Consider the following 14,766-nt stretch of genomic DNA (forward strand, 5'->3'; position numbering starts at 1 on the left):
TTATGCAAGTATTAAAATATTTATTACAGAAAGAGTTTTTACAAATTTTTCGCAACAAAAGTATGTTGCCAATTATTTTTGTAATGCCAATTCTACAACTTTGTATCCTATCTTTTGCAGCAACTTACGATATGAAAAATACAAATTTGTATGTTGTTGATAAAGATCTTTCAAGTCATTCCAGAGAGTTAATATCTAAATTTAACGGGTCCCCATTTTTTACCGTTAAAGAAATTGGATTCTCGGAGGAAGAGGCCGAGGATGAGTTATTTAAAGATAATATTGATGCGATTCTTGTTTTTAACAATGATTTTGGGAAATCTGTCGATTTAAGAACACAGGCATCGGTTCAAGTTTTGGTTAATGCTATCAATGCTAGTTCGGCCGGTTTATACAACGCTTACATCAACTCGGTTATATTGGATTATAATTCAGGTATAAAACCGAATTTTGTAGGAGTTGCACAAGGTGTTCCGTACAATATTGTTCAAACCACTTATTCGCATCAGTTTAATCCTGAGATGAAGTATATTCCTTACATGTTGCCTGGATTGCTTGTGCTATTGGTTACTGTGGTTGCCTTGTTTTTATCTGCAATGAATGTAGTGCGCGAAAAAGAGATCGGAACCATTGAACAGATAAATGTTACTCCAATAAGAAAGTCTCAATTTCTGATGGCGAAATTAATTCCTTTTCTGATAATTGGTTTTTTTGAATTGGGACTTGGTTTGTTAATTGCAGCATTTGGATTTCAAATACCAATTTTAGGTTCTATCTGGTTAATTTATTTGGTTGCATTTGTGTATTTAATAGCAATTTTGGGTTTTGGATTATTAATTTCGACACAAACCGACACACAGCAGCAAGCGATGTTTATTGCTTGGTTCTTTATGGTAATCTTTCTCTTAATGAGTGGTTTATTCACGCCAATTGAAAGCATGCCAGAATGGGGACAAAAGTTAAATACGCTCAATCCAATTGCTTATTTTATCAAAATTATTAGAATGATTTTATTAAAAGGTTCGGGATTTTTTGATATTCTAAGAGAGATAGTCATTTTGAGTGTGTTTGCATTGGTTTCGATTACATTTGCTGTTCGTATGCACAGAAAGGTTTCCTAGGGGCAATGGTTTCGAACTAATTGCAACTTACCGACTGATAGATTGCTTTTATCTATTTTTATCGGATTAATTAATCAGAACAGTGTTACTTTGAATAAAATTTATACTCAATAATTCCAGTTTAACACGCAAAATATGTTAGGAGCACAGCATAAATTACACGAATCGTTACACCTCGAGTTTCTTAAAATTGAAAGAAAACGGGTTGGTGTTATTTTAATTCTTTTTCTGATTAGCTCATGGCTTATTCCAGTTTTGCATTACATCATTCCAAATTTATTAAGAGATTCCCTGAATAATAAAGAGTTTGTTTATACCATGCTGGTTTGGTGGCTAATTTTTTTCCTGTTCGAAGTTCTTGTTTTTATAAGGATGCATTGGCACATTAAAAACAATCGCCCCCTTTCAAAAAAAGTATTGATTCCTAATTTACTAATGGAGTTTGCATTACCTGCAATTATTTTATTTAATGCAGTAAAATACGATAACTCACTTTTGGTACTGGAATACGATGGACTAACTTTTTATTTTTTGCTTTTGATGCTATCAGCTATGCACCTTGATTTTAAAATTTCTTTGGCCGCTGGGATATTGGCTTGTTTAGGATATTTTGGAGTTTCATATTGGGGAATACAGTTTTTGAAACCAGTGGGAGATATCGAGCAAATGATTGAAATTTATTCGATGCGGAGTATGGGATTACTCGCGGCAGGGATAATTGCTGGTGTTGTAGCTGTGGAAATTCGAAAGAGAGTGAATAATCTATTGAAAGCGAAAGATACTCAGATTGAAATGGAATCCCTTTTAGGCCAACAGTTATCTATTGATGTTGCCAGAGAACTAATTTTACACCCTAACGATAAGGTGGGACAAAAAATTATTGGCTCTATCATGTTTATGGATATTAGAAATTTTACAAGCATGGCCGATTTTCAGAGCCCCGAAGAAACCATCGCATTTCAAAATGCAATTTTCGATCCATTAATTCGTATTATCGAGAAAAACAATGGGATTATTCACCAAATATTAGGGGATGGATTTATGGCTTCTTTCGGAGTTACTACAGAAAACCCAGATCATGTTCGCGATGCATATCTTGCAGGTATTCAAATAGTAGAGGTGATTAGTCATTGTAGAAATGTAATCGATGGGAAGCAGACTCGAGTAGGAATTGGTCTTCACTGTGGTGAAGTAATTACAGGTAATATTGGAAATGAGATTCGTAAACAATTTTCTATTGCAGGTAAAAATGTAATTATAGCTTCGCGAATAGAACAATTAAATAAGCAGTTCGATTCACAATTCTTAGTGAGTAAAGCAGTAGCTACTCAATTAAATGGGAATCAAAATAATTTGCTTGATCTTGGAATGGTGAAAGTAAAAGGCATTGATGAAAAAATAGGAATTTTACAGGTGCTGTAATCATTCGTAAGTTTGGTCTTTTGGTAGAAAATTACTGGTACGTTTTTCGCTCAAAATCTGAAACTTATAATTATTTTTTAATTTTTCAGCCCATCTGTCCTAAATAATGCTTTCCTAAAGGCTCTAAAGTCAATTGGAATGCAATTTATTTTTTATTTTATATCGGCCCAACAAACTTGTTTTGATGATTAAATGAGTTATATTTGTGATTAACGTCACTATTTTTACTATTTATAAATAGAGGCTAATTTAGAATGATATTTCGGAAAAATATAAACATTTTTGTATTCGTAATAGTACAAAGTATGTGTTGGCTTGTTGCCGGGATGATTTGTGTAGTTGAAATATAGCAAGTGGAATCAAATTACGTTTAATGATTGCAAGAAGATTAGTATCAGTATTTATAGTTATAGCTCTGGTTATCATCGACCAGACATTTAGTTTCTCTTCTCAAGAAGCTCCCTCTGTACCGATAGATAACAGCATTGAAGCTGTGTCTCATCGAATTTCAAATGAATTATCGGAAACCGAAGAAACGGAAAGAGCAGATTATTTGTTGAATCGCTTTTTAAATAAGTGGGAGGTGGCAGGAGCGACTGTTGCTGTTGTTAAAGATGGCAAACTAGTTTTCGCGAAAGGTTATGGTTATTCCGATATTGATAAGGAGAAAATTGTTGAACCTTCTAATTTATTTAGAATTGCTAGTGTTTCTAAACTGATTACCGCAACAGCAATTATGAAATTGCAGGAGGAGGGAAAGTTACATTTAGATGATTTTGTTTTTGGAGAACATGGTATTTTGAATGATTCCATATATTCCGATATAAAAGATAGTAGAAGTAAAAGAATAACAGTAGAGCATTTGCTTCGTCATTCTGCAGGTTATACAAGTAAATACGGGGATCCAATGTTTTTGCCTTTGGCAATTGCACAAAAAATGAATGTGGAGCCACCAATCGATGCCCAAACAACCATACAGTTTGCTTTGTCAAGAAGATTGAATTTTACACCAGGTACAAGAGGTAGTTATTCCAATTTAGGATATGTAATTCTAGAAAAAGTAATTGAAAAAATTGCAGACGCACCTTACGAAATGTATGTAAAAACTCATGTTTTAAATCCGGCAGGAATATATGATATGCATTTAGGACATAGTTTACAAGAGGATCATTTTCCCAATGAGGTGAACTATTACGAGCAATCAAATGCAGTGAAAATTGAGGCTTTCGATGGATCTGGTAAAACTGTTTTTAAAAGTAATGGTGGAAATAATTTGGAAGTTTTAGGTGGTGCAGGAGGTTGGGTAGCATCGGCCGCCGAGCTTATTAAATTTATGATGGCCATTGATGGTGATGATACGCTTCCAGATATTCTTTCGAAAAAGAGTGTTGAGTATATGACTACACCAAATAAACTTGGCCATAGTCCAATTGGCTGGAAAGGCACTCGAGGTGATGGAACTTGGTGGAGAACCGGAAGCTTAGCCGGAAGTTCAGCTTTATTAAAGCATGAACAAAACGGCTTAAGTTATGTAATAATTACCAATAGCTCTACTTGGCGAGGTTCTGATTTCACAAAGGATCTTAGCGCTTTAATGAGTCAATTTTTAAAATCAGTGAAGCAGTGGCCCGAACATGATCTTTTTAATCATTTCGAAGCACGGCAAGAGGTAATAGCTCTTGATAAATTACCGGCCTATGATGACTGGAGCTAAGTAATTCATCCATTCTAATTTCTAAATCAAACAAAATTTTCTGAAACTACTTTCTAATTGATTAGGGAGAAGTTTCTTTGTTTTATCTGAACTTTCTTTTAGTAAGTTTAGCATTTTGTTCTTAGTGCGAGTTAACTCAGTGCTTAAGAGTCATTAAGAAAGCACCTTCGTATTTTCTCCCATTTGTCGTGTTTTGTGATGATTTATTACTAAAAACCAAACTAAATAGATAAATTGAAGTAAAATGTCAGTAAATGATATTGAATTCTAATCAAGTTTGGTATTTTTGCATTCAAATTGAATATTACACAAACACAAACATACTTAACAAATGGAAACTCGTAGAATCTTAGCTATTAATCCTGGCTCCACGTCTACCAAAATCGCTGTATTTCAGGGAGATAAATCTGTTTTTTTGAAGAATATTAAGCATTCGAACGAAGAATTGGCTCAATTCGGTAAAATTTCGGAACAATTCGAATTTCGTAAGAATATTATTATGAAAGAGCTGATTGATGCTGAAATTCAAATCGATTTGATCGAAGCCGTTGTAGGACGAGGTGGTTTGGTAAAGCCAATTGAATCTGGAATTTATTCGGTAAATGAACGTTTAAAAGAGGATTTAAGGATTGGTGTACTTGGTGAACATGCGAGTAATTTAGGTGGTTTGATAGCCGATAACATTGCCCAAGCATTACCAAAAGCGAAAGCTTATATTGCTGATCCTGTTGTTGTCGATGAAATGATTGATGTTGCTAGAGTATCCGGACATCCAGAATTTGAAAGAGTATCTATTTTTCACGCTCTAAACCAGAAAGCAATTGGTCGTGCATATGCACAATCGGTGGATAAAAAATATGAGGATGTAAATGTGATTGTTGCTCATTTAGGTGGTGGTATTTCTGTTGGTGCTCATCGTAAAGGTCGAGTAATTGATGTAAATAATGCATTAGATGGGGAAGGACCATTTTCTCCTGAAAGATCGGGAACTCTTCCTGCAGGAGCATTAGCTAAGCTTTGTTTTAGCGGAAACTATACGCTCGAGCAGGTGAAAAAAATGATTAAAGGAGAAGGTGGATTGGTTGCACATATAGGAACAAATGATGCTTACGATGTAGAGCTGAAAGCTAAGGCTGGTGATGAAAAAGCAAAATTAATTCAAGATGCCATGTCCTATCAAGTTGGAAAAGCTATTGGAGAAATGGCTAGCGTTCTTAAAGGTGAAGTGGATGGAATTCTTCTAACAGGAGGAATTGCTCACAATCCTGACTTGGTTAACTATATTAAAGAAATGGTTTCTTTTATCGCGCCGGTAGTTGTTTACCCCGGAGAGGATGAAATGAAGGCTTTAGCAATGAATGGATACATGGTTTTGCGTGGAGAAATTCAGCCTCGAGAATATTGTTAATACGATAACAGACTAATGGATAAAGCCTTCGGTACTACCGAAGGCTTTTTTTGTGCTCAACAATCACTGTTTAAAAGAAGTCTAAATTCAAATAAAGCATGTTTTAGAACAGAGTCTGTTGAATATAAAGCTAAAATAGTTGAAAGTATTATTTTCTAAAGCATTATATTTTGCAGGCTATCTATAAAATTAAAAATATTATGTGATGTTTAATTTTCGGCACCTGTTGTAAATGATTGATGGTTAGATATTTTAATTTAATAGAGAAAAATTTCTTTAATTTAACTATCTTCAAGTAGAAACTCTATTATTATTAACTCTTAAACCATTACTTTATGGATTTTCAAGAAAAATTAGTGCAGAATTTGGTTTCGAAATATGGTAGGGATCGTGAAAATTTGCTTCCAATTTTACAAGGAGTGATTGATCAGGAACGATATCTTTCAGAAGAAGTAATTCTTAAAATTGCAAAAGAAATGAGTATTCCTGCAGCCCATGTTTACGGTACTGCAAGTTTTTATTCGTTTCTGGATATAGAACCACGAGGGAAATATGTTATTCGTGTGTGTAAAACAATTACATGCGCCATGAAAGGGAAGAATCAAATAATTCTTGCGATTGAGGATTTTTTGAAAATTAAAGTGGGTGAAACTACAATCGATAAAAAGTTTACTATTCTTCAAACCAATTGTTTGGGATGGTGTCATAAAGCTCCTGCCATGTTAATTAACGATGAGGTGTATACAGAACTAACCACGGAATCAGTTGTGGATATTCTTCGGGAGTATAAAGCAAAAGAGTAAATAATATAATCGAAGCAAGCAAGACTAACATTTAAATACCCGATGGTATGACAACAACAGCAGCTAAAAAACAACTTCATAGAATCGATTTGATTTTTAAACACGAGGATGATTGCAAAGAGATTCTTCGGAACGCATTTTCAAGATCTGATCAGGAAATTGTTAATGAAATGGTGAATTCTGGTCTTAAAGGCAGAGGTGGAGCTGGATTTCCAACAGGTTTAAAATGGAAATTGGCAGCCGAATCTGATGAAAAAGAAAAATATGTAATCTGTAACGCCGACGAGGGGGAACCAGGCACATTTAAAGATAGGGAGATACTCTCGAGAGTACCACATAAAGTTCTTTCGGGAATGGCAGTGTGTGCTAAAATTATTGGTGCACAAAAAGGATATATTTATTTAAGGGGAGAATATAAATTCTTGGTTCCTGATTTGAATAAAGAGCTAGGAAAATTTCATGATATATTGGATGACCTAGGATTAGATTTTCGGGTGGAAATATTTTTGGGAAGTGGAGCATATATTTGTGGGGAAGAGAGTGCTCTAATTGAATCGATGGAAGGAAAAAGAGGAGAGCCGAGAAATAAACCACCTTTCCCGAGTGTTAGAGGCTTTAAAGGGAAGCCAACCGTAGTTAATAATGTAGAAACACTTGCGCACTCTTATACCATTCTAAAATTTGGTGCGAAAAAGTTTCGGGATCTTGGTGTGAAAGACTCACGAGGGTCAAAAGTGTTTTCTGTTTCGGGAGATACTCCAATACCAGGTATTTATGAGTTGGAATTGGGAATGACTGTTCAAGATTTTGTCGACGATTTTAGCGATGGTGATTGCAAAGCTGTGCAAGTTGGAGGAGCATCAGGTTTTCTGGTTCCGCGAAAGCGTTTTGGTAAAACAACGATTGGTTACGAAGGGAAATTAACGGGTATATCCTTACCTACCGGTGGATCAATGATGATTTTTAATAGTTCGCGATCCATGTATAATGTCCTAAATAATTATTTGGAATTTTTTGAGGAAGAATCTTGCGGACAGTGTACTCCATGCAGGGTTGGTTGCCAACAACTTTTAAAAGGAATTCGAGCTGTAAAACGTGGTGAAAAACCAGCGTCTTACCTCGACCAACTACTCAAATTAACTGAAACAATGAAGTTAACAGCTAAATGTGGATTGGGACAGTCTGTGGCGAATTCGTTTTCGTCTATTGTAGAAAATTTTCGTGAGGAGATGATTTATTAGAAAGAAAATAACCAATCTGAAATTTGAACCATTTAAATCGAAATTGATATGGCAAACATGGTGAATTTAACAATTAATGGAATAGCTGTTAGTGTTGAGGAAGATAAAACCATTCTCGAGGCAGCAAAACATCTTCATATAAAAATTCCAACTCTTTGTTACCACAAAGACCTTTGTGTGGCAGGAAACTGTCGGGTTTGCGTTGTCGAACAAGTGGGAAATCATAAATTAGTGGCTTCTTGTGCAACTCCGGTTGCAGAGGGAATGGAAATCAATACAAACACTTTAAAAGTTAGGAATTGCAGAAAGCATATTATTGAACTTTTACTTACCGAGCATCGAGAAGAATGTACTAAATGCTATCGGAACGGACATTGCGAACTTCAAGCATTAGCAGCTGAATATCAAATTACTAATCAGGATTTTATTGATCTGGTACCAGATAAGAATTATACAATTGATATGTTGTCGCCAGCAATTGTAAAGGATGATAGTAAGTGTATTCGTTGTCAGCGATGTGTTCGTACATGTGCCGAAATTCAGAGTGTTGGAGCTATTGCGGTTGCTCATAAAGGCTCTGAGATGAAAATTTCCACATTTTTCGATAGATCGTTGGATGAGGTTGTTTGCACGAATTGTGGTCAGTGCATTGTTCATTGTCCCACGGGCGCACTAACCGAAAAGTCGTACGTTGAAAATGTGTGGGATGCTATTGCTGATCCAGATACGCATGTAATTGTACAAACAGCTCCTGCTGTGCGAATTGGATTGGGAGAAGAGCTTGGTTTAGGGATAGGAACTCGTGTAACAGGGAAAATGGTTTCAGCTTTAAAAAGGTTAGGTTTCGATTCTGTTTTGGATACCGACTTTACTGCTGATTTAACCATTATGGAGGAAGGAACAGAATTGCTAACCCGATTAAAACGGGCATTGGTGGATGATGATCCCGAGGTTGCTTTACCAATGGCTACATCTTGTTCGCCAGGTTGGGTAAAATACATCGAGCATAAGTATCCTGAATATTTACCAAATCTTTCTAGCTGTAAATCTCCGCAACAAATGTTTGGTGCTTTGGCGAAGACTTATTATGCTAAAAATATAGAAGTAGATCCAGAAAATATTGTTTCGGTTTCTATCATGCCTTGTACCGCCAAGAAATTTGAAGCAAATCGTCCTGAAATGAAAGATAGTGGTTATAAGGATGTTGATTTTGTTTTAACCACCAGAGAGTTGGCGGTGATGATAAGGCAGGCAGGTATCGAATTCGAAAAATTAAATGACGAAAGTTTTGATTCCATAATGGGTATTGGCTCTGGTGCAGGTGTTATCTTTGGTGCTAGTGGTGGAGTAATGGAGGCAGCCTTAAGAACGGCTTACGAGATTGTTACAGGTCGCGAAGTTCCGTTCGATAATTTGGAGATTACTCCGGTTCGAGGTTTAGAAGGAGTAAAAGAGGCAACCGTTAAAATTGAGGGAACTATTGAAGCATGGAGTTTCTTAGAAGGTGTCGAATTAAAATGTGCAATTACAAATGGTCTCGAAAATGCGCATCAATTATTAGATGCAATTAGGAAAGGAGATAAGTTTTATCATTTTATTGAGGTAATGGCTTGTCCTGGTGGATGTTTAGGTGGAGGAGGTCAACCATTTCCTGTCGATAATGAAATTCGGTTAAAAAGGATGAATGCTTTGTACGAGGAGGATAGAAATCTTCCAATTCGAAAAGCTCATGAAAATCCCGAAATTATACAGGTTTACAAAGAGTTTTTAGAGGAGCCTTTAAGTCATAAATCGCACAAATTACTTCACACTTCTTACGTGAAGCGAGAACAGTATTAGTTTTTTAAATGAAGACTAATGAGTGGTAATTAGTAGGTGTAAAAAGATCCGGTATTGTTAGCCGGATCTTTTGTTTGTATTTAAAATTGATTGATCACTTTTCGAATAGCAACCAGTTTGGTCAATAAATCTTCTAAATAATCCAAATGAAGCATATTGGCTCCATCCGATTTTGCGTTTGCCGGATCGGGATGTGTTTCAATAAAAATACCATCTACTCCAACAGCAATACCTGCTTTAGCAACTGTTTCGATTAACTCGGGACGACCACCAGTAACTCCACTTGTTTGGTTTGGTTGTTGCAGTGAGTGAGTAATATCTAAAACTACTGGACAATTATTCTCCTGCATTACTGGTATTCCTCTGTAATCAATAATCATATCCTGATAACCGAACATATTTCCTCGATCGGTTAAAATTACTTGATTATTACCCGATTCACGAACTTTATTTACAGCAAATTTCATCGATTCAGCAGAAAGAAATTGGCCTTTTTTAATGTTCACCACTTTTCCTGTTGCCGCAGCTGCAACTAATAAATCAGTTTGGCGACAAAGAAAAGCAGGAATTTGTAATACATCCACATAAGCAGCCGCAATGGCAGCTTCTTCGGCGGTATGAATATCTGTAACTGTTGGAACCCCAAAAGTATCACTTACTTTTTTTAATATTTTTAAGGCTTTTTCGTCACCAATACCAGCAAAAGAATCTAATCTAGATCGGTTTGCTTTTCGGTAAGATCCTTTAAAAATAAAAGGAATCTCAAGTTTATCTGTAATTTGAACAATTCGTTCTGCAATTTTCATGGCAATTTCTTCGCCTTCAATGGCACAAGGTCCGGCTAAAAGAAAAAAGTTACCACTATCTGTATGTTTTATATTTGGAATGTTTTTTATCATGATATTCTAATTTATTTAGGGCAAAAGTAACATTTTTGCTTGTTTAAGTAGCAATTAAAACCTGTTCTTCCACCAACTTTTTAATCTTTCCCAAATTTTTAATTCTTGAGCATTTTGTTGTGGCTGGTATAATCTCTGATTTTTTATTTGATCTGGAAGGTATTGCTGATCGACAAAATTTCCCGGATAATCGTGAGCGTATAAATAATCCTTTTTGTAACCCAAATCTTTCATTAGCTTGGTAGGTGCATTCCGTAAATGCAGTGGTACAGGTAAATTTCCTGTTTCACGAACCAATGCCTGAGCTTTACCAATTGCCAGATAAGAGGCATTACTTTTGGGCGAAGTAGCCAAGTAAATGGTAGTTTCCGATAAAATAATTCGCGATTCGGGCATTCCTACCAAATTAACCGACTGAAAACAGGCATTTGCCAGTAAAAGTGCATTTGGATTGGCTAATCCAATATCTTCACTTGCCGAAATCACCAATCTTCGAGCTATAAACTTTGGTTGCTCTCCACCTTCAATCATTCGCGCCAACCAATATACTGCAGCATCAGGGTCTCCACCACGAATCGATTTTATTAGCGCAGAAGCAATGTCAAAATGCTGTTCTCCATCTTTATCATACATCGATGGGTTTTCCTGAAGCTCTCTCGTCACCATTTCGTTGGTGATGTTTATCGATTCGGTATTCTGAGAATTCACTACCAACTCCAGAATATTCAAAAGTTTTCGAGCATCGCCACCCGAAAATTTTAGCAAAGCATCCTTTTCCGAAGGAACAATGTTTTTTTCTTTTAGATAGTTGTCGTTGGTAATTGCATAATCGATAAGCGCTTCCAGATCTGCTTTTTCCTGAGCTTTTAAAACATATACCTGACATCTGGAAAGTAAGGGAGATATCACTTCAAAGGAAGGATTTTCAGTAGTGGCTCCAATCAAAGTTACGGTTCCATTTTCTACTGCTCCTAATAGCGAATCCTGTTGAGATTTACTGAATCGGTGAATTTCATCGATAAATAAAATAGGGTTTGGAGTATTAAAAAACTTCTGTTTTTCTGCTTTGGCAATTACTTCTCGAACATCTTTTACGCCTGAATTTACAGCCGAAAGTGTATAAAATGGTCGGTTAAGTTGTTTTGCAATGATTTTGGCTAGCGTTGTTTTACCAACACCCGGAGGTCCCCATAAAATGAAAGAGGACACATTGCCTGATTCAATCATTTTTCGTAAAACTGCATTTTCGCCAACTAAATGCTTCTGACCTAGATAATTTTTAAGATCCGTTGGGCGTAATCGTTCTGCTAAAGGTTGATTGGGTGTCATTTATATTCTATTTATAGCTTTTGTCTAGTCTTTATTACAGTATCTTTTTATTACGTTGTAGGCATCGATTAATCCCAATTCACCAGCTTTACTTAAATCTTCGTAAGCTAAATCTTTCTGATCCAGGAATAAATAAATTAAACCTCGGTTGTAGTAGGCCTCCGTAAAATTTGCATCCAATTGAATCACCCAATCGTAATCGGCAATCGCTTTTTTAAATTGTTTCGATTTTGCATAGGCGTTTCCACGATTATAAATGGAAAACAGAAAGGATGGGTCAAGTTGAATAGCTTTTGTGTAATCGGCAATAGCACTACTGTAATCAACTATTATTTCGTTTTTCTTTTTCTGTTGTTCTGGTTGAAGGTTCACAAACGATCCTCCCGTTTCACCAATAGATTGAATATAATCTGTCATTGCTGCAGATGCGTTTGCTCTATTAAAATATGCAAAACAAAAGTTGTTTTTATTTTCTATTGCGATACTAAAATCCTCGATTGCATTATTAAATTTCTTGTCTAGCAAATAGTAAATTCCTCGGTGAAAGTAGCCATCTGTATTTTTTGCCTCAATTTGAGCATTGGCATTTGCAATTTGCTCATCAACTACCTTTTTCGGATATTTATAATGTCGGTTATCAATTGTAATTGCTGGATTGTAATTCTGTTGCTGATTGTATTTCATTATTGCCTGATCGTAATATTGAACTTTTCCAGCACGTAATGTATCAAGATCAAGGTGGGTGATGTGAAAATTATTTTCCAACTGAATGGTTACATATTTATCTTGAACTCGACCTTTAATAATTTCTTCGGTAAATGATTCTCTGGAATTTAAATCGATTAGTTTTTGGAAATTTTCGGTAGTGTCAACAAATGCCGACATAGCACCTTCATTTTTCATTTTTTTATAGCGCTCGATAATTAGTAAAGCCTGATTCCTATCTTGAATAGAGCCAACAAGATTATTAAGTTGACGTTTTGCCGAAGCTCTTGCTAAATATGCTTTTGCAAAATCGGGATAAATTTTAATTGCTGTTGTGTAGTCGGCAATAGCTCCATTAAAATCACCAATATCCATTTTAACAAATCCGCGATTAAAATAAATGAGCATATTATCGGGATTCATTTCCAAAACATTATTAAAATCTTCAATGGCCGAATTATAATCACCAATTTCTGATTTTAGTAAAGCTCTGTTGTAATAGCAATGTGCGTTGTTAGGGTCTAATTCCAATACTTTATTATAATCTTTAAGCGCATTTCTTGGGTCTTTATTCGCATAGTTAGCAATCCCTCTACTCATAATTATCCGAGTGTTTTCCGGATCTATTTTTAGAGCGCGGTCGTAATCTTTTATAGCTTCTTCGTATTCTTTTTTCTTATATTTTAAATAACCTCTGTTTCCAAATGCATCGGTCGAAAATTCGTTTAGCTGTACCGCTTTGTTGCAATCCAAAATAGCTGCATCAATATCTCCCATATTATCGCGAATAATTGCTCGATTAAGATAGGCACCCATTAATTCAGGATCTATTTGAATAGCTTTGGAGTAATTAGCATCTGCTTCTTTGAATTTTTTAAGTGCAGCCAAACTATTTGCTTTGCTAAAATAGATATCAGCATTGTTTGGTTTAAATTCCAAGGCTTTTTCAAAATCTTTTAAAGCAGCTTCGTAGTTTTTTAGCTGAAATTGCGCGATACCTCGATATAAATAAGCAAAGGTATAGTTAGGGTTAAGTTCCAGTGCTTTTGTATAATCCACAAGTGCACCATTAAAATCTTCAAGATGAGATTTTGCCAGTCCTCTGAAGAAGAAAGGTTCGGGTAAATAGGGTTTTACCCTAATAATATCATTAAATTTTGTGATTGCTTCCGTATAGTCATCAAAATAAATAGCACTTCTACCTTTGTCAAATATATTTTCGGTGTTTAATTGTGCGCTTATTTGAGAAGAGCTTAAACCAAACAGGAAGAGTATCAAAAGAGTTATTCGGAACATGAAATAGTTTTTAAGGGTAAAAATTGTTTGGATTACAAATTTAAGAAATAATACATTCCTTCTTAATAAATATTTACCCTATATTAAATAACACGCCAAATGATTTTCATTATTTCTTAAAAAGCCTTAAATTAAGTAAAGAGCTTAATTAAATGGAGGAGGTAGAAATGGACAATATTTTGTTAAAGTACATGGGGAATCGGTTTCAACCCAAAATTGTTGATCCTAGAAAAGGCATGTTTCGGGGCGGACCGGTAGTTACTATCTCTCGTGAATGTGGTTGTACCGCTATTAATATTGCAAATAGGATGGCGGAAAAACTTACGTTAAAAACTGGAAATAGGTGGACTTGTTTAACCAAGGAGATTCTTGAGCATTCAGCAAAAGAATTGAATTTAGCACCTGAAAAAATTGAGTATGTTTTTAATTCTCCTGAAAAGACGGCTTGGGATGATATTTTTGCCGCTTTATCGAGTAAATACTATCAAAGCGATCGGAAAATTAAAAAGACTATTTCGGATGTTATTCGTGGATTTGCATCTAGGGGTAATTGCATAATAATTGGTAGAGGGGGAGTGGTTCTTAGTCAGAATATTCAACGATCATTTCATATGAAATTGCATGCTCCAATTGCATGGAGAGCGGCTCAATTACAGGAAATTTACAAGCTAAGTACCAAAGAAATGGTAGATTATGCAATGGAAATTGATAAGAAAAGAGAAATTTTGCGAAACTATTTTAATAAAGAACCTCTTTCGAATACTGTTTTTGATGTGATTTATAATGCTAAGAATTTATCAGAAGAGATGATTGCGGATGCCAGTATTCATTTGATGGAATTGAAAGGAGTGTTGGGTAAACAAATGGTAATGCGATAAGTTGGAATAGATTTGTGTTGAGAGAAATTGACCTTAGGTTGATTTCTCTTTTTTTTATGCTTTATAAATTGATTTTAGTGCTTGTACAACTTGTACGGACTATATTTCATC

General features: G+C 35.3%; 11 protein-coding genes. 8 read left to right on the forward strand and 3 right to left on the reverse strand.

Features of this window, described 5'->3' with window-relative positions:
- Positions 1–2: 2 nt before the first annotated feature.
- From BZG02_RS17555 to BZG02_RS17585, 7 genes are all read left to right on the forward strand, one after another.
- Positions 3–1,121, forward strand: a complete 1,119-nt coding sequence (locus tag BZG02_RS17555) for an ABC transporter permease (RefSeq protein WP_101263060.1) — start codon at positions 3–5, stop codon at positions 1,119–1,121.
- A 135-nt stretch (positions 1,122–1,256) separates the two neighbouring features.
- A complete protein-coding gene (locus BZG02_RS17560; RefSeq protein WP_101263061.1) occupies positions 1,257–2,543 on the forward strand; it encodes an adenylate/guanylate cyclase domain-containing protein in 1,287 nt (428 codons plus the stop codon).
- Between the two features lie 373 nt (positions 2,544–2,916).
- The gene (locus BZG02_RS17565) at positions 2,917–4,257 is read left to right on the forward strand and encodes a serine hydrolase domain-containing protein (RefSeq protein ID WP_101263062.1); all 1,341 of its coding nucleotides are present in this window, start codon (positions 2,917–2,919) and stop codon (positions 4,255–4,257) included.
- Positions 4,258–4,588: 331 nt separating this feature from the next.
- Positions 4,589–5,665 (forward strand): butyrate kinase, encoded by a 1,077-nt coding sequence (gene buk, locus BZG02_RS17570; RefSeq protein ID WP_101263063.1) that lies wholly within the window; start codon positions 4,589–4,591, stop codon positions 5,663–5,665.
- A gap of 335 nt (positions 5,666–6,000) precedes the next feature.
- Positions 6,001–6,468: an NADH-quinone oxidoreductase subunit NuoE family protein gene (locus BZG02_RS17575; RefSeq protein ID WP_101263064.1), complete on the forward strand. Its 468-nt coding sequence runs from the start codon at positions 6,001–6,003 to the stop codon at positions 6,466–6,468.
- Positions 6,469–6,515: 47 nt separating this feature from the next.
- Positions 6,516–7,709, forward strand: a complete 1,194-nt coding sequence (locus BZG02_RS17580) for a complex I 51 kDa subunit family protein (protein ID WP_101263065.1) — start codon at positions 6,516–6,518, stop codon at positions 7,707–7,709.
- Positions 7,710–7,757: 48 nt separating this feature from the next.
- Positions 7,758–9,548: an NADH-dependent [FeFe] hydrogenase, group A6 gene (locus tag BZG02_RS17585; protein ID WP_101263066.1), complete on the forward strand. Its 1,791-nt coding sequence runs from the start codon at positions 7,758–7,760 to the stop codon at positions 9,546–9,548.
- A gap of 80 nt (positions 9,549–9,628) precedes the next feature.
- Here BZG02_RS17585 and kdsA read toward each other — a convergent pair whose 3' ends face one another.
- The 3 genes from kdsA to BZG02_RS17600 are packed head-to-tail and all read right to left on the reverse strand — an operon-like array spanning position 9,629 to position 13,777.
- Positions 9,629–10,447: a 3-deoxy-8-phosphooctulonate synthase gene (gene kdsA, locus BZG02_RS17590; RefSeq protein WP_180335773.1), complete on the reverse strand. Its 819-nt coding sequence runs from the start codon at positions 10,445–10,447 to the stop codon at positions 9,629–9,631.
- 54 nt (positions 10,448–10,501) lie between these two features.
- Entirely contained in the window at positions 10,502–11,776 is a 1,275-nt protein-coding gene (locus BZG02_RS17595) for a replication-associated recombination protein A (RefSeq protein ID WP_101263068.1), read from the reverse strand.
- A gap of 24 nt (positions 11,777–11,800) precedes the next feature.
- Positions 11,801–13,777: a tetratricopeptide repeat protein gene (locus tag BZG02_RS17600; protein WP_101263069.1), complete on the reverse strand. Its 1,977-nt coding sequence runs from the start codon at positions 13,775–13,777 to the stop codon at positions 11,801–11,803.
- Between the two features lie 152 nt (positions 13,778–13,929).
- Here BZG02_RS17600 and BZG02_RS17605 point away from each other — a divergent pair, with 152 nt between their 5' ends.
- Positions 13,930–14,655: a cytidylate kinase-like family protein gene (locus BZG02_RS17605; protein WP_101263070.1), complete on the forward strand. Its 726-nt coding sequence runs from the start codon at positions 13,930–13,932 to the stop codon at positions 14,653–14,655.
- Positions 14,656–14,766: the final 111 nt, after the last annotated feature.

The sequence above is a fragment of the Labilibaculum filiforme genome (assembly GCF_002843315.1).
Classification (GTDB): Bacteria; Bacteroidota; Bacteroidia; order Bacteroidales; family Marinifilaceae; genus Labilibaculum; species Labilibaculum filiforme.

Excerpts from the sequence above, each read along its gene's own strand:
- BZG02_RS17555 (WP_101263060.1), top strand. The coding sequence starts at position 3 with ATGCAAGTATTAAAATATTTATTACAGAAAGAGTTTTTACAAATTTTT.
- BZG02_RS17560 (WP_101263061.1), top strand. The coding sequence starts at position 1,257 with ATGTTAGGAGCACAGCATAAATTACACGAATCGTTACACCTCGAGTTT.
- BZG02_RS17565 (WP_101263062.1), top strand. The coding sequence starts at position 2,917 with ATGATTGCAAGAAGATTAGTATCAGTATTTATAGTTATAGCTCTGGTT.
- buk (WP_101263063.1), top strand. The coding sequence starts at position 4,589 with ATGGAAACTCGTAGAATCTTAGCTATTAATCCTGGCTCCACGTCTACC.
- BZG02_RS17575 (WP_101263064.1), top strand. The coding sequence starts at position 6,001 with ATGGATTTTCAAGAAAAATTAGTGCAGAATTTGGTTTCGAAATATGGT.
- BZG02_RS17580 (WP_101263065.1), top strand. The coding sequence starts at position 6,516 with ATGACAACAACAGCAGCTAAAAAACAACTTCATAGAATCGATTTGATT.
- BZG02_RS17585 (WP_101263066.1), top strand. The coding sequence starts at position 7,758 with ATGGCAAACATGGTGAATTTAACAATTAATGGAATAGCTGTTAGTGTT.
- kdsA (WP_180335773.1), bottom strand. The coding sequence starts at position 10,447 with ATGATAAAAAACATTCCAAATATAAAACATACAGATAGTGGTAACTTT.
- BZG02_RS17595 (WP_101263068.1), bottom strand. The coding sequence starts at position 11,776 with ATGACACCCAATCAACCTTTAGCAGAACGATTACGCCCAACGGATCTT.
- BZG02_RS17600 (WP_101263069.1), bottom strand. The coding sequence starts at position 13,777 with ATGTTCCGAATAACTCTTTTGATACTCTTCCTGTTTGGTTTAAGCTCT.
- BZG02_RS17605 (WP_101263070.1), top strand. The coding sequence starts at position 13,930 with ATGGAGGAGGTAGAAATGGACAATATTTTGTTAAAGTACATGGGGAAT.